Origin of the sequence: Streptomyces bobili (assembly GCF_002154575.1) — a bacterium.
GTDB classification, from domain to species: Bacteria; Actinomycetota; Actinomycetes; order Streptomycetales; family Streptomycetaceae; genus Streptomyces; species Streptomyces bobili.
On sequence record NZ_MUBA01000229.1, the window covers coordinates 1 to 22,601 of the forward strand.

Genomic DNA, 22,601 nt, shown 5'->3' on the forward strand with positions numbered 1-22,601 from the left:
CCGGGGTGATTCCGCTGCCGCCGACGATCGCCGCGTACAGCCCGGGTGCGGGATCGAGGGTGAACCGGCCGGCCGGGGTCATCACCTCCAGCTCGTCCCCGATGTTGATCTCCTTGAGCGCGTACGTCGAGAAGGCGCCGCCTTCGACCAGCCGCACGCCGACCCGGAGGGTGCTCGGTCCTTCGCCGCCGGGATCGGGCGCGGGCGAGCAGATCGAGTACGTCCGCCGGATCTCCGTCCCGTCGGTCCTGCGCCGCAGGGCGAGGTGCTGGCCCGGCGCGTGCCGGTATTCCTCGCGCAGCGCGGCGGGGACCGTGAAGGTGAGGGCCACGGAGTCGTCGGTGAGCCGGTCCACCGCGGCCACGGGGAGCGGGTGGAAGCGGGCCATCACAACTCCTTGAAGTGGTCGAAGGGTTCGCGGCAGTCCAGGCAGCGCCGCAGGGCCTTGCAGGCGGTGGAGGAGAAGCGGCTGAGCAGTTCGGTGTCGGCCGAGCCGCAGTTCGGGCAGCGGACCGGTTCGGGGTCCTGCCCGGCGGTGCGGGTCGGTCCCAGGGTGATGCCGACCGGTCCGGCCGTGCGCTGGGCGCGCGGCGGAGCGATGCCGAACTCCCGCAGTTTGCGGCGGCCTTCGGCGGAGATGTCGTCCGTGGACCAGGCAGGGATGAGCACCGTGCGCACGGTGACCTCGCGGACGCCGTGGTCGCGCAGGGCCCGCTCGATGTCCGTGGACATCGCCTCCACGGCGGGGCAGCCGGTGTAGGTCGGGGTCAGCTCGACCTCGACGGAGTCGGTGTCGCGCACATGGACGGCGCGCAGGACGCCCAGTTCCTGGAGGGTGAGTACGGGCAGCTCGGGGTCGGGCACGGAGCCGGCGACCGCGAGGAGTTCCGCCTCCAGCGGGGTGAGGGTCACCATGACGCCCCCGGGTGGCTGCGGTGCAGGTGCTGCATCTCGGCGAGCATCCGTCCGAAGGGCTCGGTGTGCAGGCCCTGACGTCCGGCGCCCGCACGCCATGCCCCGGTCCGTGGTCCCTCGGGAGTCTCCAGTCCGGCCCGGCCGAGCACGGCCCCGACCGATTCCAGCCAGGGCGTCTCCAGGCCGGTCAGGTCGGTGCCGACGCCCTCCAGGGGCTGGAACATCTCGCCGGTGAACCGCCACAGGGCCTCGCAGGCCCGTCGCATCCGCTCGTGGCTGAGGTCGGTGCCGTCGCCGAGTCGCAGGGTCCACTGCTCGGCGTGGTCGCGGTGGTAGGCGACCTCCTTGACGGCCTTCGCCGCGAGTCCCGCGAAGGGCCCGCCTCCGGTGGCCAGCCGGTCGTACAGCAGGTGCTGGTAGGTGGAGAAGTAGAGCTGGCGGGCGATGGTGTGGGCAAAGTCGCCGTTCGGCTGTTCCACCAACTGCAGGTTGCGGAAGGCCCGTTCCTCGCGGAGGTAGGCCAGGTCGTCCTCGTCGCCGGCCATCGACAGCAGGATGCGGGCCTGGCCGAGGAGGTCGAGGGCGATGTTGGCGAGGGCGACCTCCTCCTCCAGTACCGGCGCGTGGCCCATCCACTCGCCCAGGCGGTGGGAGAGCACCAGGGCGTCGTCGCCGAGGGCGAGCGCGGCGGTGTCGGTGTGCGCGGTCGTGGTCACAGGTGCTTCACCCCCTCCGGGATCTCGTAGAACGTGGGGTGCCGGTACGGCTTGTCCGCGGACGGGTCGAAGAACGGGTCCTTCTCGTCCGGTGAGGAGGCGGTGATCGCGGCGGAGGGCACGACCCAGATCGAGACGCCTTCGCCGCGCCGGGTGTAGAGGTCGCGGGCGTTGCGCAGGGCGAACTCCGCGTCCGGGGCGTGCAGGCTGCCGGCGTGGGTGTGGGAGAGGCCGCGGCGGGAGCGCACGAAGACCTCCCACAGGGGCCAGTCGGTGTTCGTCATGCCTGCTTCGCTCCTGTCTCGCGGCTCTCACGGTTCTCGTGGCTGTCACCGCTGTGCTTGGCCGCGTGGGCCGCGGCGGCCTCCCGGACCCAGGCGCCCGCTTCGTGCGCCCGGGTGCGCTGGGTGATCCGCTGCTCGTTGCACGGACCGTTGCCCTTGAGGACTTCCTTGAACTCCGTCCAGTCGATCGGGCCGAAGTCGTGGTGGCCCCGCTCCTCGTTCCACTTCAGGTCCGGGTCGGGCAGGGTCAGGCCGAGGGACTGCGCCTGCGGGACGCAGATGTCGACGAAGCGCTGGCGGAGTTCGTCGTTGGAGTGCCGCTTGATCTTCCAGGCCATCGACTGCGCGGAGTGCGCGGACTCGTCGTCGGGCGGGCCGAACATCATCAGTGAGGGCCACCACCAGCGGTCCACCGCGTCCTGGGCCATCGCGTGCTGCTCCGGGGTGCCGCGGCTGAGGGCCAGCAGCAGTTCGTACCCCTGGCGCTGATGAAAGGACTCCTCCTTGCAGACACGGACCATGGCGCGCGCGTACGGACCGTAGGAGCAGCGGCACAGGGGGACCTGGTTGGTGATCGCGGCGCCGTCCACCAGCCAGCCGATCGCGCCGACGTCGGCCCAGGTCAGGGTGGGGTAGTTGAAGATCGAGGAGTACTTCTGGCGGCCGGTGTGCAGCTTGTCCAGGAGTTCCTCGCGGCCGGTGCCGAGCGTTTCGGCCGCGCTGTAGAGGTAGAGGCCGTGGCCCGCCTCGTCCTGGACCTTCGCCATGAGGATGGCCTTGCGGCGCAGGGAGGGCGCGCGCGTGATCCAGTTGGCTTCCGGCTGCATGCCGATGATCTCGGAGTGGGCGTGCTGCGCGATCTGGCGGACCAGCGTCGCGCGGTAGGCCTCGGGCATCCAGTCGCGGGGCTCGATGCGTTCGTCGGCGGCCACCGCCGCGTCGAAGGCACGCTGGTAGGCGTCCTGCTCGCCGGCGGTGGCTTCCCGGCCGCCGTACCCCGGTGTGCGGGCCGTCCGGTGCGCGGCTGCTGTCGCCATGCGGTTCCCCTCGACCTCGGGCTCTACGCGAGCCATCTCCCGACCGATCGTTCGGTCCGTGCGATTCCATGGTGAGACGGGCGCCGTAAGGTGTCAACCGCTGTGGACAACCTCCCGGCCTCCCTGTGGAAAACTCGGGCGGCCCGTCGGCGGCGGGGCCACGGCGCTCACTTGACCGGGTCTGCTCGGGGGGAGGGCTGCACGGCACGGGCAGGGCTGAGTACCGTTCCGTGCGACGACTGTGCGACAGCCGTGCGAAGGCTGTCCCGCCCTGTGCTTCGCTCACGGGGTGCGCGGCAGCGGGTCGACGTGACGCGGTGGTGAGTACGAACGGTCGCCGTGGCGCGGCCGAGCAGGCGCAAGACGGACCGGAATCGGGGAACGGGGCGGAATGAACGCGTACGACGGAGGCGCCGGCCCCCCGCGGGGAGCCGAGGCGCCACGGGGGCCGGAGACGTCGGAGACGCCGGTGGTGGAGTCCGTGGATGCGGCGGAGTCGGCGCAGGCGCCCGGGGCCCAGGACGGACCCCCGGCCGTGCCCGATCCCCGCAGCGGTGTGGCCGCTCTCTCCCCGCGCTATCAGGTCGTCGCCGCCCTGGCGCTCGCCGTCGTCGCGGTCGCCGTCTGTGTGCACGTCGGCATGGTGTTCCTGCACGTCGCACCGTCCAACACGGTCACCAAGACGCACGGCGAGGCCATCGACGAGTACATCTATCCCGAGTTCGAGCAGAACTGGAAGCTGTTCGCGCCCAACCCGCTCCAGCAGAACATCGCCGTCCAGGTCCGCGCCGACGTCCGCACCGCCGACGGGGCGGCCCGCACCACCGGCTGGTTCGACCTGTCCGCCCAGGACGGCCGCAGCATCGACGGCAATCTGGTGCCGAGCCACACCCAGCAGAACGAACTGCGCCGCGCCTGGGACTTCTACGTGGGCTCGCACGACTCCGAAGACCGCTCGGCGGGCCCGCGCGGCCCCCTCGCCGAGACCTACCTGCGCAACATCGTCGTACTGCGCCTGGAGCGCGGCGACGCGGCCGGCAGGGGCGGCGTCATAGAGCGCGTCCAGGTCCGCTCCCGCACCACCAACGTGCCGGCGCCCGAGTGGGGCACCGACAAGGTCACGTCGAAGCCGGTCTACCGTGTGTTGCCCTGGTGGGCGCTGCCCGCCGGTAAGACCGAGGGAGGCGCGCGGTGAACCGGTTCACCCTGTCGATGTCCACCGTCATCGCGCGCGTCACCGGGTCCGCGCTCGGGCCGTACCAGAGCGCCGTGGTCCGCATCGGTTTCAGCCTGACCTGGCTGCTGTTCCTGCTGCGCGAACTTCCCCACCGCGCGGAGCTGTACGGCCCCGACGGCCCGTGGAGCTGGGAGCTGGCCCGGCAGCTGATCGACGACAACGGCGCCTTCACGGCCCTGATGTGGTCGGACGGCCGCCTCTGGTTCGAGGCCGTGTACGTGCTGTCCCTCCTGTCGAGCCTCCTGCTGCTGTTGGGCTGGCGCACCCGCACCATGTCGGTGCTGTTCATGGTGGGCGTGCTCTCGCTGCAGAACCGCAGCGTCTTCGTGGGCGACGGCGGTGACAACGTCCTGCACCTGATGTCGATCTACCTGGTCTTCATGCGCTGCGGCCGGGTCTGGTCGCTGGACGCGCGGCGCGAGCGGCGCGCGGCCGAGGCACGCGCGCGCGGGGAGCGGGTCACCGACCGGCTGGGTCCCGCCCTGTGGAGCGTGTTCGGCGCGGTGCTGGTCGCGGTGACCGCGGGTGGCCGCCTCGACGGCGACTGGACCGTGCCGGTGATCCTGTGGGCGGTGTGGGCCGCGCTGGGAGTGCGGTGGGCGGTGGGGCGCCTCACGGCGTTTGCCCAGCCCCGGATCCTGCTGGACGTCATCACCGACATCCTGCACAACGGTGCCCTGCTGGTGATCATGGCCGAGGCATGTCTGATCTACGCGACGGCCGGCTGGTACAAGATCCAGGGCTCCCGCTGGCAGGACGGCACTGCCGTCTACTACCCGTTGCACCTGGACTACTTCTCCCCCTGGCCGGAGCTCGGCGACCTGCTGTCCGCCAGCGGCACCATGGTGATGCTGGTGACGTACGGGACGGTCATCGTGCAGGTGGCCTTCCCGTTCACCCTGTTCAACCGGCGGGTGAAGAACGTCCTGCTCGTTGCCATGATCGCCGAGCACACCGCGATCGCCGTGATCCTCGGGCTGCCGTTCTTCTCCCTGGCGATGATCGCGACGGACGCGGTCTTCCTGCCGACGCCGTTCCTGCGATGGCTGGGCGGGTGGACCACGCGCGTGTGGGAGGCGTTGCTGCCGCGGCGCGGTGCCGCCGTACCGCAGCAGCGGGGGGCGCACGAGCCCGAGGAGGCCGAGCCCAGCCGCGTAGGCTTCACGGCATGACCGACCCCGATCCGCTCGGCCAGTGGCGCCGGCTCGCCGATGCCTCGGTGCTGCTCGACGGCTTCCACGCCGTCAAGCACGCCGTGCGCTTCGGGGCCGACGTGCCGGTGGCCGTCGCGGTCGACCGGCGGGCGGCGCTCGCCCTCGCCGGCGAACTCGCCCCCGACGTGCGGGCGACGCTGGAGACGCTTCTGACGGAGGTGCCGGAGGCGACGTACGCCTCGCTGGTGCCGCGACCGCATCCCACCGCCGTGGCCGCCCTGGCCGTTCGGCCCGCCCGGGAGGCCAATCTGCGGGCGCTGGCCCGCACGCCCCGCAACGCGCCGGTCGTGGTCCTCGACGATCCGCGCAATCTGGGCAACGCGGGGGCCGTGATCCGGCTGGCCGCCGGTTTCGGGGCGACCGGAGTGGTCACCACCGGGACCCTCGACCCCTGGCACCCGAACGTGGTGCGCGGCGGAGCAGGGCTGCACTTCGCGACGGCCGTGGAGCGGCTGACCGCCGACGAGCTGCCGGCCGGGCCGATGTTCGCCCTCGACCCGGAGGGCGAGGACATCCGGGGCGTGAAGCTCCCGGACGACGCCGTCCTCGCCTTCGGTTCGGAGCGCAGCGGGCTGTCCGGGGCGCTGCGCGCGCGGGCCGACCAGCTGCTGGCCCTGCCGATGCGCCCCCAGGTCTCCAGCTACAACCTCGCGACCAGTGTGGCCATGACGCTGTACCACTGGAGCGCGACCGGGGGCGCCACGCGCGTGTAGGCGCCCCCGCCCGGCCCGCGTCAGGTGTCAGGCCTCCCTGCGGACCTCGACCACGCGGAAGCGGTTGGCGACGAACGCGCCGTCGGTGAGAGCCGCGTTGGCCGCCGGATTGCCGCCGGAGCCGTGGAAGTCGGAGAAGGCGGCCGTCTGGTTGACGTACACCCCGCCGGTGAGGTTCAGGGAGAGCTGGGCGGCCTCCTCGAAGCAGACCTCCTGGACGGTCCGCTCCACCTCTTCGTCGGTTGTGTAGGCGCCGACCGTCATCGCGCCCTTCTCGCGGATGGTGCGCCGCAGCAGCTCCACGGCGTCCGCCGCCGAGTCCACCGCGACGGCGAAGGACACCGGCCCGAAGCACTCGGTCATGAAGGCCGCCTCGTCGTCGGCCCCGTCCCAGTACTTCCGCGCCCCGTCGAGCTTGACGATCACGGGTGTGCGCACGACGGCGCCCGGGAACTCGGGGTTGCTCACCTCGCGGGAGGCCAGTGCCACCTCGCCGAGACCTGCGGCGGCCTCCAGGCGGGCCTGCACGTCCGGGTTGACCAGGGCGCCCAGCAGACCGTTGGCGCGCGCGTCGTCGCCCAGGAGGCCGTCGACCGCGCGGGCGAGGTCGGCGACGACCTCGTCGTGGGTCTTGGGGCCCTCGTCGGTACGGATGCCGTCGCGGGGGATCAGCAGGTTCTGCGGGGTGGTGCACATCTGGCCGCTGTACAGGGACAGCGAGAACGCCAGGTTGGACAGCATGCCCTTGTAGTCGTCGGTGGATTCGACGAGCACCGTGTTGACGCCGGCCTTCTCGGTGTAGACCTGCGCCTGGCGGGCGTTGGCCTCCAGCCAGTCACCGAAGGCGGTCGAGCCGGTGTAGTCGACGATCCTGATCTCGGGGCGGGTGGCCAGCGTCCTGGCGATGCCCTCGCCGGGCCGCTCAGCGGCGAGCGCGACCAGGTTCGGGTCGAAGCCGGCCTCGGCGAGCGTCTCGCGCGCGACGGCCACGGTCAGCGCGAGCGGCAGCACCGCGCGCGGGTGGGGTTTCACCAGGACCGCGTTGCCGGTGGCGAGCGAGGCGAACAGGCCCGGATAGCCGTTCCACGTCGGGAAGGTGTTGCAGCCGATCACCAGGGCGATCCCGCGCGGGACCGGCGTGAACCGCTTGGTGAGGGCGATCGGGTCGCGCTTGCCCTGCGGCTTGGTCCACTCCGCGGTGTCAGGGGTGCGGACCTGCTCCACGTACGCGTACGCCACCGCTTCCAGGCCGCGGTCCTGCGCGTGCGGGCCGCCCGCCTGGAACGCCATCATGAAGGCCTGGCCGGAGGTGTGCATGACCGCGTGCGCGAATTCGTGGGTCCGGTCGCTGATGCGCTTGAGGATCTCCAGGCAGACCACCGCGCGGATCTCCGCGCCCGCGTCCCGCCACGCGCGCTGACCGGCCTTCATGGCGGGCAGCAGCTGATCGATGTCCACGTGCGGATACTCGACGCCCACCTCGATGCCGTACGGCGAGGTCTCGCCGGCCACCCAGCCGTCGGTGCCCGGCTGGCCGAGGTCGAGGCGGGAGCCCAGGACCGCGTCGAAGGCCGCCTTGCCGGCCGCCGCGTCAAGGCTGCCGTCCGCGCCGTAGGCCTTGGGGTGCTCGGGGTGCGGGGACCAGTACGCGCGGGTGCGGATCGCTTCCAGGGCCTGGTCGAGCGTGGGCCGGTGCTTGGCGATCAGATCGTGGGCGGTGAGTTCGGCGGCCATGCGGGACCAACTCCTCGTCTGGAGAGCTCTTCGTCGAGCTCCGGACCTGGACGGAAACAGGGACAGGAACGGACAGTCAGGGTTAGAGTAACCGAACGATCGGTCGGGACAAGGGGGTCCGCCGCATCTGTGGACAACCCCGTGCGGGAGGATCGCGCACATGACAGCACTCGACCTCAGCAGCCCCGTGGCCGTCGTCGGCACCGGCACCATGGGCCAGGGCATCGCCCAGGTCGCGCTGACCGCGGGCCACCCCGTGCGGCTCTACGACGCCGTAGCCGGGCGGGCCGGGGAAGCGGCCGCCGCGATCGGTGCCCGTCTCGACCGGCTCGTCGAGAAGGACCGTCTCACCGCCGCCGAACGCGACGCCGCCCGCGCCCGCCTCGCGCCCGTGGACACCCTCGCCGGACTCGCGGACTGCGCGCTGGTCGTCGAGGCCGTCCTGGAGCGGCTGGACGTCAAGCAGGACCTGATGCGCGCGCTGGAGGACGTGGTCGGCGAGGACTGTCTGCTCGCCACCAACACCTCCTCCCTGTCGGTCACGGCGATCGGCGCCGCCCTGCGCAATCCGGGCCGCCTCGTGGGCCTGCACTTCTTCAACCCGGCGCCCCTGCTGCCGCTGGTCGAGGTCGTCTCCGGGTTCGCCACCGACGTCACCTCGGCCACGCGCGCGTACGAGACCGCCCGCCTCTGGGGCAAGACACCCGTCGCCTGCGCCGACACCCCCGGTTTCATCGTCAACCGCATCGCCCGGCCCTTCTACGCGGAGGCCTTCGCGGTCCATGAGGCGCAGGGCGCCGACCCGGCCACCATCGACGCGATCCTGCGCGAGTCGGGCGGCTTCCGGATGGGCGCGTTCGAACTGACCGATCTGATCGGGCAGGACGTCAACGAGTCCGTGACGCACTCCGTGTGGCAGGCCTTCTTCCAGGACGTGCGCTTCACACCCTCGCTGTCCCAGCGCCGCCTGGTCGAGTCCGGCCACCTGGGGCGCAAGACCGGGCAGGGCTGGTTCGACCACCGCGACGGCGCCGAGCGCGCCGAGCCGCACACCGCGGAGAAGCGCCGGCCGCCCGCGTACGTCATCGCCGAGGGAGACCTGGGGCCCGCCTCCGAGTTGCTCGCGATGATCCGCGAGGCGGGCATCCCGGTGCGTGAGGAGGACGAGGACAACGGCATGCGCCTGGTCCTGCCGAGCGGCGGTCAGCTCGCCCTCGCCGACGGCCAGACCTCCGTGGAGTTCCGGGACGTCGTCTACTTCGACCTCGCCCTGGACTACCGCAAGGCCACCCGTATCGCCGTGTCCGCCTCCCAGGACACCCCCCAGCAGACGCTGTCCGAGGCCATCGGCCTCTTCCAGGCGCTCGGCAAGGACGTCAGCGTCATCGGTGACGTCCCCGGCATGATCGTCGCCCGTACGGTCGCCCGGATCGTCGACCTCGCGCACGACGCCGTCGCCAAGGGTGTCGCCACCGAGGAGGACATCGACACCGCGATGCGCCTGGGCGTCAACTATCCGCTCGGTCCCTTCGAGTGGAGCCGCAGGCTCGGCCGGGTCTGGGCCCACGACCTCCTGGAGGAGCTGCACCTGCGCGAGCCCTCCGGCCGCTACGCGCCCTCTCTGGCGCTCTACCGCTACGGGCACTCCGCCGACAAGCGGGAGGGCACCCCGTGACCACTGCCAAGCGCGACACGTACACCCCGGAGACCCTGCTGTCGGTCGCCGTGCAGGTCTTCATCGAGCGCGGCTACGACGGCACCTCCATGGAGCACCTCTCCAAGGCGGCCGGCATCTCCAAGTCGTCGATATACCACCACGTCAGCGGCAAGGAGGAGCTGCTGCGGCGGGCGGTGAGCCGGGCGCTCGACGGCCTCTTCGCGATTCTCGACGAGGAGCCCGCGCGCGCGGGACGCGCCGTTCAGCGCCTGGAGTACGTCGTGCAGCGCATGGTCGAGGTGCTCATCTCCGAGCTGCCGTACGTCATGTTGCTGCTGCGGGTGCGGGGTAACACGGGCACCGAGCGGTGGGCCCTGGAACGGCGGCGCGACTTCGACCACCGGGTCGCCGCGCTGCTGAAGGCCGCCGCCGCCGACGGGGACGTACGCGGCGATGTGGAGGTGCGGCTCGCGACCAGGCTGGTCTTCGGGATGATCAACTCGATCGTCGAGTGGTACCGCCCCGACGGGCGGGGCATGGGCGAGCGCGAGGTGAGCGAGGCGGTCGCCCGGCTGGTCTTCTCCGGGCTGCGCCAGGCCTGAGGTCAGCCCTGCGGCTCCAGGTCCTCCTCCTCGAACACCAGCAGCGTGCGCGTGCTGAGCACCTCGGGGATCGCCTGGAGGCGGGTGAGCACCAGCTCGCGCAGTGCCCTGTTGTCGGGGGTGTGTACCAGGAGCAGGACGTCGAAGTCGCCGCCCACCAGGGCGATGTGGGAGGCGCCGGGCAGCTGTCTGAGCTGCTCGCGGACCGTGCGCCAGGAGTTCTGGACGATCTTCAGCGTGACGTAGGCGGAGGTTCCGTGGCCCGCGCGCTCATGGTCCACGCGCGCGCCGAAGCCGCGGATGACGCCGTCCTCGACGAGCCGGTTGATGCGCGCGTAGGCGTTGGCGCGCGACACATGGACCCGCTCGGCGACCGACCGTATCGAGGCGCGGCCGTCCGCCTGGAGCATCTGGAGGATGTCCTGATCGATGGCATCGAGCGGGCGGGGCGGGATGCCGCCCTCCGGGCGGGACGCCGCCGTGGTCCCCGCGCGCGGCGCGGCCTTGCCCTCCGCGCGCGGGGGCAGGCTCTCGTCCGGGCTGTCGGCCATTTGTTCAGGTGTCATGTCCCCCCGCCTCTCCGCCGTGGACGTACTGCGTCCATCTCAGGCTGTGGAGAACCGTTTGTCCACAGCCTGAGGGGGCCAGTAGCCAAAATGTGCCGACGACCGAACAATCGGTAGGTGAGGCGGGTCACAACCGACCCGTCTCCCGTAGCCACTCCCACGAGGAGGTGCCGTCATGACGGTCATGGAGCAGCGGGGCGGATACCGGCCCACACCGCCGCCCGCCTGGCAGCCCCGCGCCGACCCCGCGCCGCTGCTGCCCGACGCGGAGCCCTACCGCGTCCTCGGCACCGAGGCGGCCGCACAGGCCGATCCGGAGCTGCTGCGCCGGCTCTACGCTGATTTGGTGCGCGGCCGTCGGTACAACACGCAGGCCACCGCCCTGACCAAGCAGGGGCGCCTCGCGGTCTACCCCTCCAGCACCGGCCAGGAGGCCTGCGAGGTCGCCGCCGCGCTCGTCCTGGAGGAGCGCGACTGGCTCTTCCCGAGCTACCGCGACACCCTCGCGGTCGTCGCCCGCGGCGTGGACCCGGTGGAGGCCCTCACGCTGCTGCGCGGCGACTGGCACACCGGCTACGACCCCTTCGAGCACCGCGTGGCCCCCCTGTGCACGCCGCTCGCCACCCAGCTCCCGCACGCCGTGGGCCTCGCGCACGCCGCCCGCCTCAAGGGCGACGACGTGGTGGCGCTCGCCATGGTCGGCGACGGCGGCACCAGCGAGGGCGACTTCCACGAGGCGCTGAACTTCGCCGCCGTCTGGCGGGCGCCGGTCGTCTTCCTCGTCCAGAACAACGGCTTCGCGATCTCCGTCCCGCTCGCAAAGCAGACCGCCGCCCCCTCCCTGGCCCACAAGGCCGTCGGGTACGGCATGCCGGGCCGGCTGGTCGACGGCAACGACGCGGTGGCCGTGCACGAGGTGCTCGCCGACGCCGTACGGCACGCGCGCGCGGGCGGTGGTCCCACGCTCGTCGAGGCGATCACCTACCGGGTGGAGGCCCACACCAACGCCGACGACGCGACCCGTTACCGCGGCGACGACGAGGTCGAGACCTGGCGCCGACACGACCCGATCGACCTCCTGGAGCACGCGCTGACCGAGCGCGGACTGCTCGACGAGGAGATGAAGCGGGCCGCCCGGGACGCCGCCGAGACCATGGCGGCCGACCTGCGCGCCCGCATGAACCAGGACGCACCCCTCGACCCCATGGACCTCTTCGCCCATGTGTATGCCGAGCCCACGCCGCAACTGCGGGAGCAGCGTGCCCTGCTGCGGGCCGAGATCGAGGCGGAGCAGGGAGGAACGCAACTGTGACCACCGTCGCCGTCAAGCCCGCCACCATGGCGCAGGCCCTCACGCGCGCACTGCGTGACGCGATGGCCGCCGACCCGTCCGTGCACGTCCTCGGTGAGGATGTCGGCACCCTCGGCGGCGTCTTCCGGGTCACCGACGGACTCGCCAAGGAGTTCGGCGAGGACCGCTGCACGGACACCCCGCTCGCCGAGGCCGGCATCCTCGGCACCGCCGTAGGCATGGCCATGTACGGCCTGCGGCCGGTCGTGGAGATGCAGTTCGACGCCTTCGCCTATCCGGCGTTCGAGCAGCTCATCAGCCATGTCGCCCGCATGCGCAACCGCACCCGCGGCCGCATGCCCCTGCCCCTCACGATCCGCGTCCCCTTCGGCGGCGGAATCGGCGGCGTCGAGCACCACAGCGACTCCTCCGAGGCCTACTACATGGCCACTCCCGGACTGCACGTCGTCACGCCCGCCACGGTCGCCGACGCCTACGGCCTGCTGCGCGCGGCCATCGCCTCCGACGACCCCGTCGTCGTCCTCGAACCCAAGCGCCTGTACTGGTCGAAGGACTCCTGGAACCCTGAGGAGCCGGCAGCCGTTGAACCCATCGGCCGCGCGGTGGTGCGGCGCTCGGGCCGGAGCGCCACACTCATCACGTACGGGCCGTCGGTGCCCGTCTGCCTCGAAGCCGCCGAGGCGGCCCGCGCCGAGGGCTGGGACCTCGAAGTCGTCGACCTGCGCTCCCTGGTGCCGTTCGACGACGAGACGGTCACCGCCTCGGTGCGACGGACCGGACGTGCGGTCGTCGTCCATGAATCGGGCTCCTTCGGAGGCCCGGGCGGGGAGATCGCGGCCCGCGTCACGGAGCGCTGCTTCCACCATCTGGAGGCGCCGGTGCTGCGCGTCGCCGGGTTCGACATCCCCTACCCGCCGCCGATGCTGGAGCGCCACCACCTGCCCGGCGTCGACCGCATCCTGGACGCCGTGGCGCGTCTGCAGTGGGAGGCCGAGAGCTGATGGCACAGGTGCTGGAGTTCAAGCTCCCCGACCTCGGGGAGGGGCTCACCGAGGCGGAGATCGTGCGCTGGCTGGTAGAGGTCGGGGACGTCGTCGCCGTCGACCAACCGGTCGTCGAGGTGGAGACGGCCAAGGCGATGGTCGAGGTGCCCTGCCCCTACGGCGGGGTGGTCACCGCACGCTTCGGCGAGGAAGGCATGGAACTGCCCGTCGGCGCCCCGCTGATCACGGTGGCGGTGGGCGCACCGGCCTCCGGCAGCTCGATGGAGGCCGTGGAGGTCACTGACACCCAGGGCGCCAAGGCCGCCGCGAGCAGCCAGGGCTCGGGCAACGTCCTCGTGGGGTACGGAACCTCGGAGGCACCCGCGCGGCGCCGCAGAGTACGGCCGGACCGGCCGGCCCCCACCAGCGCGCCCCAGGCGCCGGCGGTGGCCGAGCCGAGAGACGGGCGGGCCCGGACCGCCGAACAGGCGGACGGCCCCTTGGCGGTCATCTCCCCCCTCGTGCGCAGGCTGGCCCGCGAGAACGGCCTCGACCTGAGGGAGCTGACGGGCTCGGGGCCGGACGGGCTGATCCTGCGGGCCGACGTGGAGTACGCCCTGCGGGCCGCCGCCGTGCAGGGCCGGACCACGACCGCGGCTCCCGCGCCGCACCCCCGCGTGGCGGCACAGCCGACCGTCACCACCGCCCCCGCGGCGGTCTCCGCCGGCACCCGCGTCCCGCTCAAGGGCGTCCGCGGTGCCGTCGCCGACAAGCTGTCCCGCAGCCGCCGCGAGATCCCCGACGCGACCTGCTGGGTCGACGCGGACGCGACCGAGCTGATGCGTGCCCGTACGGCGATGAACGCGGCGGGGACGAAGATCTCCCTGTTGGCGCTTCTGGCCCGTATCTGCACGGCGGCGCTGGCCCGCTTCCCGGAACTCAACTCCTTCGTCGACCAGGAGGCCAGGGAGATCGTCCGGCTGGACCACGTCCACCTGGGCTTCGCGGCCCAGACCGAGCGAGGTCTCGTCGTGCCCGTCGTCCGCGACGCGCACGCCCGCGACACCGAGGGCCTCAACGCGGAGTTCGCCCGACTCACCGAGTCGGCCCGCACCGGGACCCTCACGCCGGGCGATCTGACCGGCGGGACCTTCACGCTGAACAACTACGGCGTGTTCGGTGTCGACGGCTCCACGCCGATCATCAATCACCCCGAGGCCGCCATGCTCGGCGTCGGCCGCATCATCCCCAAGCCGTGGGTGCACGAGGGCCAGCTGGCCGTGCGCCAGGTCGTGCAGCTCTCGCTCACCTTCGACCACCGGGTGTGCGACGGCGGGACCGCGGGAGGCTTCCTGCGCTATGTGGCGGACTGCGTGGAACAGCCGGCGGTGCTGCTGCGCACCTTGTGACCGGGTGGGCACCGGGGCGGCCCGTCACGGCGTGACTGTGCGGGCGCTCCGGTGCTCCCTGCTCCGGTGCTCCCTGCTCCGGTGCTCCCCGCTCCGGCGTTCCCTGCTCCGGTGCTCCCCGCTCCGGCGTTCCCTGCTCCGGCGTTCCCCGTGATCGGGGTGCCGCGCATACTCGGGGGGTGACTCCGAACGAGCCGCGGGCGGCCGCCTCCGGCGAGCGCCCGGCCCAGGACGCCGTCGTGCCCTCCGTCCAGGACGTGGGCGGGCCCGTCGCCCACGATGCAGTCGTGCTCGCCGGTGGCGGGGCCCGCCGGCTCGGCGGCGCCGACAAACCCGGTGTGCGGGTCGGCGGACGGGCGCTGCTCGACCGGGTGCTCGGCGCCTGCTCCGAAGCGGGCGCGACCGTCGTCGTCGCCGACCCCCGGCCGACCGCCCGGCCCGTGCGCTGGGCGCGCGAGAACCCGCCCGGAGCCGGCCCCGTGGCCGCCCTCGGCGCCGGGCTGCGCCACACCACCGCGGACACCGTCGTCGTACTCTCCGCCGACCTGCCGTTCCTCGCGGCCGACACCGTCCGGCGACTGCTGGCCGCCCTGGAAGGGCAGGACGCCGAGGGGGCGCTGCTCACCGACGCCGACGGCCGGGATCAGCCGCTCGTCGCCGCCTACCGCACGTTCGCCCTGCGCCGCGAACTGGCGGCGCTGGGCGAGGAACACGGCGGCCTCGCGGGGCTGCCCCTGCGCCGGCTGACAGCCGGGCTCGACCTCACCCGCGTCCCCGACCCCGTCGCGTCCTTCGACTGCGACACCTGGGACGACATCGCCACCGCCAGAGCACGCATCAGGGAGCATGGCCACGTGTTGGATGAATGGATTTCCGCAGTCAAGGACGAGCTGGGCATCGATCTCGATGTCGACACCGGCGTTCTCCTCGATCTCGCCCGCGACGCCGCCCATGGGGTGGCCAGGCCCGCGGCCCCCCTGACCACCTTCCTGGTCGGCTATGCCGCCGGGCAGGCCGGGGGAAGCCCCGAAGCCGTCGCCGAGGCGGCCCGCAAGGCCACCGCCCTGGCGATCCGCTGGGCCGACGAGACCGGCGAGGCCGCCACGTCCGCCGACAAATCCGCCGACAAATCCGCCGAGAAGCCCGACGGGAACGCCGCCGCTGCCTCCCCCGCTGCCGACCCGGCCGACGGGCAGCCCGACGTGGCTCCCGACGCAACGCCCGACACCCGTCCGGACGCTGGATGACCGCCCCCGGTATCCGGGACGGTCAGGACGCCGAGGACCTCGACGTCGAGGAGGTGCTCGCCCTCGTGAAGGACGGCAACCGACCCGCCCGCCCGGCCGCCGACGTCACACCCGACCGGGAAGCCACGCGCAGCCATGGCCACAGGCACGGCTCCCAAGCATCCCCCTCCCCCGGGGCTCCGCACCGGAAGAGTTCCGCGACTCCCTGGGCCGATGCCCGCACCCGCGCCGCTCGTGCCGCTCGCTCCCTCGCCGTCCGCCGTACGCCCGTCTCCGTCACCCTCGAAGACGCCCTCGGCCTCGTCCTGGCAGCTCCCCTCACCGCCCTCACCGACCTTCCCTCCTTCGACACTTCCGCGATGGACGGCTGGGCGGTCGCCGGACCAGGCCCCTGGGCCGTACGCGACGAGGGCGTCCTGGCCGGCCAGGGCGGGCCGACGCGCCTCGTCGACGGCGAGGCCGTCCCGATCGCCACCGGCGCCCGGATCCCCCCGGACACGACCGCGGTGCTGCGCAGCGAGCACGGCCGCACCGACGAGAAGGGCCGGCTGCACCCCGGCCGGGACCTCCAGCACGGCCAGGACATCCGCCCGCGTGGCCAGGAGTGCCGTAGCGGCGATCAGTTGCTGCCCGCCGGAGCGGTGGTGACCCCCGCGGTCCTGGGGCTCGCCGCGGCTGCCGGATACGACACGCTCGCCGCGGTCCCCCGTCCTCGCGTCGAAGTGCTCGTCCTGGGCGACGAATTGCTCACCGAGGGCCGCCCGCACGGCGGGCTCATCCGTGACGCCCTCGGCCCGATGCTGCCCCCGTGGCTGCGGGCGATGGGCGCCGAGGTGGTGGCCCTGCGCAGGCTCGGCGACGACGCGGAAGCCCTGCACCGGGCCCTCACCACCTCCGCGGCCGACCTGATCGTCACCACCGGCGGCACGGCCGCGGGGCCCGTCGACCATGTCCACCCGACCCTGCGTCGCCTCGGTGCCGAGCTTCTGGTCGACGGCGTCGAGGTGCGTCCAGGGCATCCGATGCTGCTGGCCAGGATCACGGAGGACCGGCACCTAGTCGGCCTGCCGGGCAACCCGCTCGCGGCTGTCTCCGGGCTGCTCACGCTCGCCGAGCCACTGCTGCGCACCCTCGCCGGCAGGCCCACTCCGGAGCCGTACACGCTGCCTCTGCGGGAGGCGGCGCACGGTCACCCCCAGGACACCCGGCTCGTCCCGGTCGTCCTGCGCGGCGATCACGCTGTGCCGCTGCACTACAACGGTCCGGCGATGCTGCGGGGGATCGCGGCGGCCGATGCCCTCGCCGTCGTCCCGCCCGGTGGTGCGCGGGCCGGTCAGGAGGCGGAGCTGCTCGATCTTCCGTGGGCCGCGGCTGGGATCGCTGCCTGTTTCACGTGAAACATCCGAGGGGGGTGAGTCATCCGCTTGTTTCACGTGAAACACCCGGATAGGCCAGCTCACCCCGTTTCACGTGAAACAGCGCCCCTGGCCCTCCGACCGCCTTCGGGCGACCGGCGACCGGCGACCGTCCACCGGCCACCGGCTCTCGCCTCACGCCGGTTCGGTCACGAGGGCCTTCGCCCGGCTCACCGCGATCACGCGGTCCCCGGCCCGCAGTTCCGTGAGGCGGGCGTCGGCGAAGTCCAGGAGGTCCTTGCCGCGGACGACGGCCACGACCAGGTCGGTGGAGGCACGTGGCGACCTGCCCGTCTCCTCCTGGGTGACGGGACGCTCGACGAGGTCCAGGCCACTGCCGAGGGTCATGAGGTCCTCCAGGGTCCTGGCCACGGTCGGGCTGACCATGGCGACGCCCAGCAGCCGCCCGGCGGAGCTGGAGCTGGTGATCACGGTGTCCGCGCCGCTCTGCTTGAGCAGCGGCACGTTCTCGTCCTCCCTCGCGGCGACGACGATCGTGGCACGCCGGTTCAACTGGCGGGCCGTGAGCGTGACCAGGGCGGCGGTGTCGTCGCGCTGCGGGGCCACGATCACCCGGGAGGCGTGGGCGACCTCGGCCTTGAGGAGCGTCTCGGAGCGGGTGGCGTCCCCGATCACCGACACCAGCCCATCGTCTCCGGCCGCGTGCCCGGCCTTGCCCTGGACGTCCACGACGACGATCTGGTCCTTGGGGACGCCCTGCCCGACGAGCGTCTCCACCGCGTGCCGGCCCTTGGTGCCGTAGCCGACGACCACGACATGCCGGTGGGTGCGGCTGCGCCAGCGATGGATGCGGACCTGCTGACGGGTGCGCTCGGTGAGGACTTCGAGGGTGGTGCCGACCAGGATGATCAGGAAGAGCACGCGCAGCGGCGTGATGACGAGGATGTTGACGAGCCGGGCGGAGTCACTGACCGGGGTGATGTCGCCGTAGCCGGTGGTGGAGAGGGTGACGGTGGCGTAATAGGCGGCGTCGAGGAAGTCGATGCTCCCGTCGGAGTTGTCGTTGTAGCCGTCGCGGTCGAGGTAGACGATCAGCGTGGTGACCAGCAGCACCAGCAGGCCCAGGGAGAGGCGGCGCAGCACCTGCTGCAGCGGGGGGAGGGCGCTCTGCAGGGGCATGGTGATGGAGCGGCCGGCCTCGGCGTCGTCCCGTGCCTCGGCGCGCGAGCGGTACCACAGAGACCGTAGGAGAGAGAGCCGTCCCGGCCCGGCTGGGTGTCGTTCTTGGTCTCGCATCGCGTGGCCCCCTGTGGTGGTGATCCGATCGGTGGGCACCATGGTTCACGGCGGGGTCGCACCTGTCAGGACGCGACACCCGTCGCGTTCGGAGCTTTCGCCCAGCAACCCGGAGGTCCCCTTGCGTGACCACACTGTCGTCGTCGGCTTCGGCACGAAAGGCCGGTCCGCGATCCGGACCGCCTGCGCGTCGGGGCTGCGGAAGGAACAGGTCATCGTGATCGACCCCGGGGCCAAGATGATCGAGGCGGCGACGGCCGAGGGCTACGAGGGTGTGGTCGGTGACGGCACCCGCAGTGACGTGCTGCGGCGGGCGGAGGTCCAGCGGGCGGGGCGGATCATCATCGCGACGGAACGCGACGACACGGCAGTCCTCGTGGCGCTGACGGCCCGCCAGCTCAACCCGCGGGCGAAGATCGTGGCCGCGGCCCGCGAGGAGGAGAACGCGCCGCTGTTGAAGCAGTCCGGCGCCGACGAGGTCATCACCAGCGCGGGAGCGGCCGGGCGGCTCCTCGGGCTGTCCGTGCTCAGCCCCGCGGCCGGCCGGGTGATGGAGGACCTCATGCACCAGGGCAGCGGTCTCGACATCGTCGAACGGCCGGTCACCAAGGCCGAGTCGGGACGCACACCGCGCGAGATGGCCGATCTGGTGGTGAGCGTCGTCCGCGGTCACCGGGTGCTGGCCTACGACGATCCGGCCGTCGGCGTGCTGGAGCTGACCGACCGTCTGGTGACCATCGTGCGCGTGCCTCCGGAGCCGCCGAAGGCACTGCGCTTCTGAGACCGGGCCACGGTGCGCCCCTACTTGCGGTTGTACAGCCGCATCGTCACCGGTCCGAAGATCAGCACGAAGAGGCCCGACCACCCCAGCGACCAGGCGACCTCGGCGGCCGGCCAGTCGCCGGCCATCAGTCCGCGGACGGCGGACGCGAGGTGGGTGACCGGGCTGTTGTTGACGAACGCCTGGAGCCAGCCTGGCATGGTCTTCGGGTCGACGAACACGTTGGACAGGAAGGTCAGTGGGAAGATCACCATCATGCTGACGCCCATCACCGACTTCTCGGTGCGCAGCAGCAGTCCGAACATCGTCCAGACCCACGAGAACGCGAACGAGAAGACGATCAGCAGGGCGATCCCGGCGACGACGCCGGGGACCCCGCCGTCCGGCCGGTAGCCGAGGATCATGCCGACGGTGAGCATCACGACGGACGCGATGGTGTAGCGCAGGGCGTCACCGAGGAGATAGCCGACCATCGTCGCCGGACGCCAGATCGGCAGTGAGCGGAACCGGTCGAAGACGCCCTTCTCGATGTCCGTGTTCACCGAGACGCCCGTGTACATCGTGATCATCACGACCGACATCACCAGGATGCCCGGCAGCAGGAACTGGATGTACTCCTTCGGCGACCCGGCCAGGGCGCCTCCGAAGAGGTACGTGTACATCAGCACCATCATGATCGGGAAAGCCGTTACGTCGAACAGCTGCTCCGGCACGTGCTTGATCTTGAGGATGGCCCGCCAGCCGAAGGTGAGGGAGGCGGACAAGGCGCTCGGCCGTGGCGGGCGCTCCTTGGCGATCAGCAGCGCGGCGAGGGAGTCGGTGCGGACGGGCGCCAGGTCCTGGGTTTCGTTGGTCGTCGCGGTGCTCATGCCGCCACCTCGTTCTTCACGGCGTCGTCCGCCTGGGTGTCGTGTCCGGTGAGGGCGAGGAAGACCTCGTCCAGGCTGGGCTGGCCCAGCGAGAAGTTGTCGACGGTGATGCCGGTGCCGACCAGCTCGCTCAGCGCCCGTGCGGCCTGCTCGGCGGCCGTGCCGCCGGACGAGGGGGCCAGCCGGGCCGTCAGGGCCAGCGGGTCGGGGTCGTGCTGCACCTGTGCGTCCAGCACCCTGCTCAGCACCTCCGCGGCCTGCGGCCGCTGCTCGGCGTCCCGCAGCCGCAGATGGACGGATCCGGCGCCAACGGACGCCTTCAGCTCGCCCTTCGTGCCCTCGGCGATCACCTTGCCGTGGTCGATGACGGCGATGCGGGACGCCAGCTGGTCGGCCTCGTCCAGGTACTGCGTGGTCAGCAGCACGGTGGTGCCCTGCGCGACCACCGCCCGCACGATGTCCCACACCTGGTTGCGGCTGCGCGGGTCGAGCCCGGTCGTCGGCTCGTCGAGGAAGAGCAGGTCGGGCGTGCTGAGGATGGAAGCGGCGATGTCGATACGGCGCCGCATGCCGCCCGAGTAGTGCTTGACCTGCTTCGAGGCGGCGTCGGTGAGTCCGAAGGCCTCCAGAAGTTGTGCGGCCCGCTCGCGCGCTGCCTTCTTGGCGTGCCCGAGGAGCCGGGCCAGCAGCACCAGGTTCTCGGCGCCGGTGAGGTCCTCGTCCACGGACGCGTACTGCCCGGTGAGGCTGACCAGTCCGCGCACCGCGTCGGCCTCGCGGACGACGTCGTGGCCGAAGACGTGGGCCTGGCCGCCGTCGGGCCGCAGCAGGGTGGCGAGCATCTTCACGGTGGTCGTCTTGCCGGCGCCGTTGGGGCCGAGGACGCCGTAGACGGTGCCGGTGGGGACGGCCAGGTCGACGCCGTCCACGGCCCGGGTCTCGCCGAACGTCTTCACCAGGCCCGCGGTCTCGATCGCCAGGCCGGCGGTGTGCTGGCTCATGGTGGGGTGTCCTTCCGCGCATTTGGCTGATGCATGGGGAGACCTTTACCGTCGCGCGAATTCATCGGTCGCGCACAGGGTTTTTGCCACGGATCGGTCCAACGACCGAGGAGGCTGCGACCAGCGACCGAGGGGTAGCGTCCCTCTCATGCATGCGATCACGATTCCCGAACCTGGTGGTCCCGAGGCGCTGGTGTGGGACGAGGTCCCCGATCCCGTACCTGGCGAGGGCGAGGTCCTGGTCGAGGTGGTGGCCAGTGCCGTCAACCGTGCGGACGTCCTCCAGCGGCAGGGCTTCTACAACCCGCCTCCTGGCGCCTCTCCCTACCCCGGCCTGGAGTGCTCCGGCCGGATCGCCGCGCTCGGCCCCGGTGTCTCCGGCTGGGCCGTCGGCGACGAGGTGTGCGCCCTGCTCGCGGGCGGCGGATACGCCGAGAACGTCGCCGTACCGGCCGGACAGCTGCTGCCCGTGCCCGAGGGGGTCGATCTCGTACGGGCCGCGGCGCTGCCGGAGGTGGCCTGCACGGTGTGGTCGAACGTCTTCATGATCTCCCACCTCCGCCCCGGCGAGACGCTGCTCGTGCACGGCGGCTCCAGCGGCATCGGCACCATGGCGATCCAGCTGGCCAAGGCCGTCGGCGCCACCGTCGCCGTCACCGCCGGCAGCAAGGAGAAGCTGGAGCGCTGCGCCGAGCTGGGCGCGGACATCCTGATCAACTACCGCGAGCAGGATTTCGTCGCCGAGATCGAGCAGGCCACCGACGGTGCGGGTGCTGACGTCATCCTCGACAACATGGGTGCCAAGTACCTGGACCGCAACGTCCGGAGCCTCGCCGTCAACGGCCGGCTGGCGATCATCGGCATGCAGGGCGGCGTCAAGGCCGAGCTGAACATCGGCCTGCTGCTCGGCAAGCGTGCCGCGATCAGCGCGACCTCGCTGCGGGCCCGCCCCCTCGGCGAGAAGGCGTCGATCGTCGCGGCGGTGCGCGAACACGTCTGGCCGCTGCTCGCCGCCGGTCATGTCCGTCCCGTCGTGGACCGCGAACTCCCGATGAGCGATGCGGGCGCGGCGCACCGGGTCGTCGAGGAGAGCGGGCACGTGGGCAAGGTTCTGCTGGTCGTGCGCTGACCCGGCGCCGCCGCCCCGTCAGTCGCGGCGCAGCCGCAGGCCGACGAAGGCGAGGCCGAGGCCCAGGCCGATGAGGACCAGACCGCTGCCGAGGGGCAGGATCCGCAGCATCCGTCCGACGGGCTGCTCCTCGGCGGCGTCGGCCCGCCGCACGGTGTGGGGCGAGGCGGACGGGACGAGCCCGGCCTCACGCGGAGCCTCGGCCGTCGGCTCCTCACCGAAGCCGTCCTCGTCACCGAGGCCCTCTTCCTCGGCGACGGCCGTCTCCTCGTCGCGGACCTCCGGGTCCGCCTCGGCCGCCTCACCGGTACGCCCCGGCCGGATCCGCCCCTCTCCGGCCCGGCTCCCGGCCCGATCGGGGCCGGCGGAAGACACGGAAGGCACGGAAGACCTGGAGGGCGAGGCGGAGGAGGCGGAGGACGCGGACGCCGGTCCGGCCGGGGACGTCGGTGCGGGAACGTGCGACGGACTCCTGGGATACGACGGGACACGGTCGTTCTTCGCCCCCGCCCCCGCCCCCGGC

The 22,601-nt window shown here is 72.2% G+C and carries 22 protein-coding genes and 1 pseudogene; 12 read left to right on the forward strand and 11 right to left on the reverse strand.

Annotated features, from left to right (window positions below; all coding sequences use genetic code 11):
* From BZL64_RS19275 to paaA, 5 genes are all read right to left on the reverse strand, one after another.
* A partial coding sequence (locus BZL64_RS19275) for an FAD-binding oxidoreductase (protein ID WP_244205401.1) occupies positions 1 to 388 on the reverse strand: 388 nt, incomplete at its 3' end.
* A complete protein-coding gene (gene paaD / locus BZL64_RS19280) occupies positions 388 to 915 on the reverse strand; it encodes a 1,2-phenylacetyl-CoA epoxidase subunit PaaD (RefSeq protein ID WP_086770435.1) in 528 nt (175 codons plus the stop codon). The genes BZL64_RS19275 and paaD, both read right to left, overlap by 1 nt.
* Positions 909 to 1,631, reverse strand: a complete 723-nt coding sequence (gene paaC, locus BZL64_RS19285; protein WP_086770436.1) for a 1,2-phenylacetyl-CoA epoxidase subunit PaaC — start codon at positions 1,629 to 1,631, stop codon at positions 909 to 911. The genes paaD and paaC overlap by 7 nt, the downstream gene beginning before the upstream one ends.
* On the reverse strand, positions 1,628 to 1,915 hold the full coding sequence (gene paaB / locus BZL64_RS19290) for a 1,2-phenylacetyl-CoA epoxidase subunit PaaB (protein WP_086770437.1): 288 nt from the start codon (positions 1,913 to 1,915) through the stop codon (positions 1,628 to 1,630). Before paaB ends, paaC begins: the two co-directional genes overlap by 4 nt.
* Positions 1,912 to 2,952 (reverse strand): 1,2-phenylacetyl-CoA epoxidase subunit PaaA, encoded by a 1,041-nt coding sequence (gene paaA, locus BZL64_RS19295; protein ID WP_086770438.1) that lies wholly within the window; start codon positions 2,950 to 2,952, stop codon positions 1,912 to 1,914. Before paaA ends, paaB begins: the two co-directional genes overlap by 4 nt.
* A 469-nt stretch (positions 2,953 to 3,421) precedes the next feature.
* On the opposite strand from paaA, the gene BZL64_RS19300 reads away from it, so the two are divergent.
* The 3 genes from BZL64_RS19300 to BZL64_RS19310 are packed head-to-tail and all read left to right on the forward strand — an operon-like array spanning position 3,422 to position 6,116.
* Positions 3,422 to 4,147 (forward strand): DUF5819 family protein, encoded by a 726-nt coding sequence (locus BZL64_RS19300; RefSeq protein WP_341868812.1) that lies wholly within the window; start codon positions 3,422 to 3,424, stop codon positions 4,145 to 4,147.
* Positions 4,144 to 5,361, forward strand: a complete 1,218-nt coding sequence (locus BZL64_RS19305; protein WP_086770439.1) for an HTTM domain-containing protein — start codon at positions 4,144 to 4,146, stop codon at positions 5,359 to 5,361. Before BZL64_RS19300 ends, BZL64_RS19305 begins: the two co-directional genes overlap by 4 nt.
* A complete protein-coding gene (locus BZL64_RS19310) occupies positions 5,358 to 6,116 on the forward strand; it encodes a TrmH family RNA methyltransferase (protein ID WP_086770440.1) in 759 nt (252 codons plus the stop codon). Before BZL64_RS19305 ends, BZL64_RS19310 begins: the two co-directional genes overlap by 4 nt.
* Before the next feature lie 27 nt (positions 6,117 to 6,143).
* Here BZL64_RS19310 and paaN read toward each other — a convergent pair whose 3' ends face one another.
* Entirely contained in the window at positions 6,144 to 7,850 is a 1,707-nt protein-coding gene (gene paaN / locus BZL64_RS19315; protein WP_086770441.1) for a phenylacetic acid degradation protein PaaN, read from the reverse strand.
* Positions 7,851 to 8,010: 160 nt separating this feature from the next.
* On the opposite strand from paaN, the gene BZL64_RS19320 reads away from it, so the two are divergent.
* Positions 8,011 to 9,525 carry a 3-hydroxyacyl-CoA dehydrogenase gene (locus BZL64_RS19320; RefSeq protein ID WP_086770442.1) on the forward strand — a complete coding sequence of 505 codons (1,515 nt, stop codon included), beginning with the start codon at positions 8,011 to 8,013 and terminating at the stop codon, positions 9,523 to 9,525.
* The gene (locus BZL64_RS19325) at positions 9,522 to 10,109 is read left to right on the forward strand and encodes a TetR/AcrR family transcriptional regulator (RefSeq protein ID WP_086770443.1); all 588 of its coding nucleotides are present in this window, start codon (positions 9,522 to 9,524) and stop codon (positions 10,107 to 10,109) included. Before BZL64_RS19320 ends, BZL64_RS19325 begins: the two co-directional genes overlap by 4 nt.
* A gap of 2 nt (positions 10,110 to 10,111) precedes the next feature.
* Here the strand turns inward: BZL64_RS19325 and BZL64_RS19330 are convergent, their stop codons facing one another.
* A complete protein-coding gene (locus BZL64_RS19330; protein ID WP_244205402.1) occupies positions 10,112 to 10,675 on the reverse strand; it encodes an Lrp/AsnC family transcriptional regulator in 564 nt (187 codons plus the stop codon).
* A gap of 175 nt (positions 10,676 to 10,850) precedes the next feature.
* On the opposite strand from BZL64_RS19330, the gene pdhA reads away from it, so the two are divergent.
* The 5 genes from pdhA to BZL64_RS19360 all read left to right on the forward strand — a co-directional run bounded on the left by pdhA (position 10,851) and on the right by BZL64_RS19360 (position 17,023).
* Positions 10,851 to 11,987, forward strand: coding sequence for a pyruvate dehydrogenase (acetyl-transferring) E1 component subunit alpha (gene pdhA / locus BZL64_RS19335; RefSeq protein ID WP_086770444.1), 1,137 nt, complete (start codon positions 10,851 to 10,853; stop codon positions 11,985 to 11,987).
* Positions 11,984 to 12,988 (forward strand): alpha-ketoacid dehydrogenase subunit beta, encoded by a 1,005-nt coding sequence (locus tag BZL64_RS19340; RefSeq protein WP_086770445.1) that lies wholly within the window; start codon positions 11,984 to 11,986, stop codon positions 12,986 to 12,988. The genes pdhA and BZL64_RS19340 overlap by 4 nt, the downstream gene beginning before the upstream one ends.
* A complete protein-coding gene (locus BZL64_RS19345) occupies positions 12,988 to 14,379 on the forward strand; it encodes a dihydrolipoamide acetyltransferase family protein (RefSeq protein ID WP_086770446.1) in 1,392 nt (463 codons plus the stop codon). The genes BZL64_RS19340 and BZL64_RS19345 overlap by 1 nt, the downstream gene beginning before the upstream one ends.
* A gap of 239 nt (positions 14,380 to 14,618) precedes the next feature.
* The gene (locus tag BZL64_RS19355) at positions 14,619 to 15,626 is read left to right on the forward strand and encodes an NTP transferase domain-containing protein (RefSeq protein WP_244205403.1); all 1,008 of its coding nucleotides are present in this window, start codon (positions 14,619 to 14,621) and stop codon (positions 15,624 to 15,626) included.
* Positions 15,623 to 17,023 (forward strand): molybdopterin molybdotransferase MoeA, encoded by a 1,401-nt coding sequence (locus tag BZL64_RS19360; RefSeq protein WP_086770447.1) that lies wholly within the window; start codon positions 15,623 to 15,625, stop codon positions 17,021 to 17,023. The genes BZL64_RS19355 and BZL64_RS19360 overlap by 4 nt, the downstream gene beginning before the upstream one ends.
* Positions 17,024 to 17,176: 153 nt before the next feature.
* Here the strand turns inward: BZL64_RS19360 and BZL64_RS19365 are convergent, their stop codons facing one another.
* Positions 17,177 to 18,181 (reverse strand): potassium channel family protein, encoded by a 1,005-nt coding sequence (locus BZL64_RS19365; protein WP_425276055.1) that lies wholly within the window; start codon positions 18,179 to 18,181, stop codon positions 17,177 to 17,179.
* 238 nt (positions 18,182 to 18,419) lie between these two features.
* On the opposite strand from BZL64_RS19365, the pseudogene BZL64_RS19370 reads away from it, so the two are divergent.
* A pseudogene (locus tag BZL64_RS19370) lies at positions 18,420 to 19,079 on the forward strand (potassium channel family protein); the annotation flags it as partial.
* 20 nt (positions 19,080 to 19,099) lie between these two features.
* On the opposite strand, the gene BZL64_RS19375 reads toward BZL64_RS19370, so the two are convergent.
* Together BZL64_RS19375 and BZL64_RS19380 are read right to left on the reverse strand one after the other, a co-directional pair.
* Positions 19,100 to 19,948, reverse strand: coding sequence for an ABC transporter permease (locus BZL64_RS19375; RefSeq protein WP_086770449.1), 849 nt, complete (start codon positions 19,946 to 19,948; stop codon positions 19,100 to 19,102).
* The gene (locus tag BZL64_RS19380) at positions 19,945 to 20,949 is read right to left on the reverse strand and encodes an ATP-binding cassette domain-containing protein (RefSeq protein WP_086770450.1); all 1,005 of its coding nucleotides are present in this window, start codon (positions 20,947 to 20,949) and stop codon (positions 19,945 to 19,947) included. Before BZL64_RS19380 ends, BZL64_RS19375 begins: the two co-directional genes overlap by 4 nt.
* Before the next feature lie 148 nt (positions 20,950 to 21,097).
* Between BZL64_RS19380 and BZL64_RS19385 the strand changes: the two genes are divergently transcribed.
* Positions 21,098 to 22,078: an NAD(P)H-quinone oxidoreductase gene (locus BZL64_RS19385; RefSeq protein WP_086770451.1), complete on the forward strand. Its 981-nt coding sequence runs from the start codon at positions 21,098 to 21,100 to the stop codon at positions 22,076 to 22,078.
* 18 nt (positions 22,079 to 22,096) lie between these two features.
* On the opposite strand, the gene BZL64_RS39865 is transcribed toward BZL64_RS19385, so the two are convergent.
* Positions 22,097 to 22,453 carry a hypothetical protein gene (locus BZL64_RS39865; protein WP_086770452.1) on the reverse strand — a complete coding sequence of 119 codons (357 nt, stop codon included), beginning with the start codon at positions 22,451 to 22,453 and terminating at the stop codon, positions 22,097 to 22,099.
* Positions 22,454 to 22,601: the final 148 nt, after the last annotated feature.

Excerpts from the sequence above, each read along its gene's own strand:
- paaD (WP_086770435.1), bottom strand. The coding sequence starts at position 915 with ATGGTGACCCTCACCCCGCTGGAGGCGGAACTCCTCGCGGTCGCCGGC.
- paaB (WP_086770437.1), bottom strand. The coding sequence starts at position 1,915 with ATGACGAACACCGACTGGCCCCTGTGGGAGGTCTTCGTGCGCTCCCGC.
- paaA (WP_086770438.1), bottom strand. The coding sequence starts at position 2,952 with ATGGCGACAGCAGCCGCGCACCGGACGGCCCGCACACCGGGGTACGGC.
- BZL64_RS19310 (WP_086770440.1), top strand. The coding sequence starts at position 5,358 with ATGACCGACCCCGATCCGCTCGGCCAGTGGCGCCGGCTCGCCGATGCC.
- paaN (WP_086770441.1), bottom strand. The coding sequence starts at position 7,850 with ATGGCCGCCGAACTCACCGCCCACGATCTGATCGCCAAGCACCGGCCC.
- BZL64_RS19320 (WP_086770442.1), top strand. The coding sequence starts at position 8,011 with ATGACAGCACTCGACCTCAGCAGCCCCGTGGCCGTCGTCGGCACCGGC.
- BZL64_RS19330 (WP_244205402.1), bottom strand. The coding sequence starts at position 10,675 with ATGACACCTGAACAAATGGCCGACAGCCCGGACGAGAGCCTGCCCCCG.
- pdhA (WP_086770444.1), top strand. The coding sequence starts at position 10,851 with ATGACGGTCATGGAGCAGCGGGGCGGATACCGGCCCACACCGCCGCCC.
- BZL64_RS19345 (WP_086770446.1), top strand. The coding sequence starts at position 12,988 with ATGGCACAGGTGCTGGAGTTCAAGCTCCCCGACCTCGGGGAGGGGCTC.
- BZL64_RS19360 (WP_086770447.1), top strand. The coding sequence starts at position 15,623 with ATGACCGCCCCCGGTATCCGGGACGGTCAGGACGCCGAGGACCTCGAC.
- BZL64_RS19365 (WP_425276055.1), bottom strand. The coding sequence starts at position 18,181 with ATGCCCCTGCAGAGCGCCCTCCCCCCGCTGCAGCAGGTGCTGCGCCGC.
- BZL64_RS19375 (WP_086770449.1), bottom strand. The coding sequence starts at position 19,948 with ATGAGCACCGCGACGACCAACGAAACCCAGGACCTGGCGCCCGTCCGC.
- BZL64_RS19380 (WP_086770450.1), bottom strand. The coding sequence starts at position 20,949 with ATGAGCCAGCACACCGCCGGCCTGGCGATCGAGACCGCGGGCCTGGTG.
- BZL64_RS19385 (WP_086770451.1), top strand. The coding sequence starts at position 21,098 with ATGCATGCGATCACGATTCCCGAACCTGGTGGTCCCGAGGCGCTGGTG.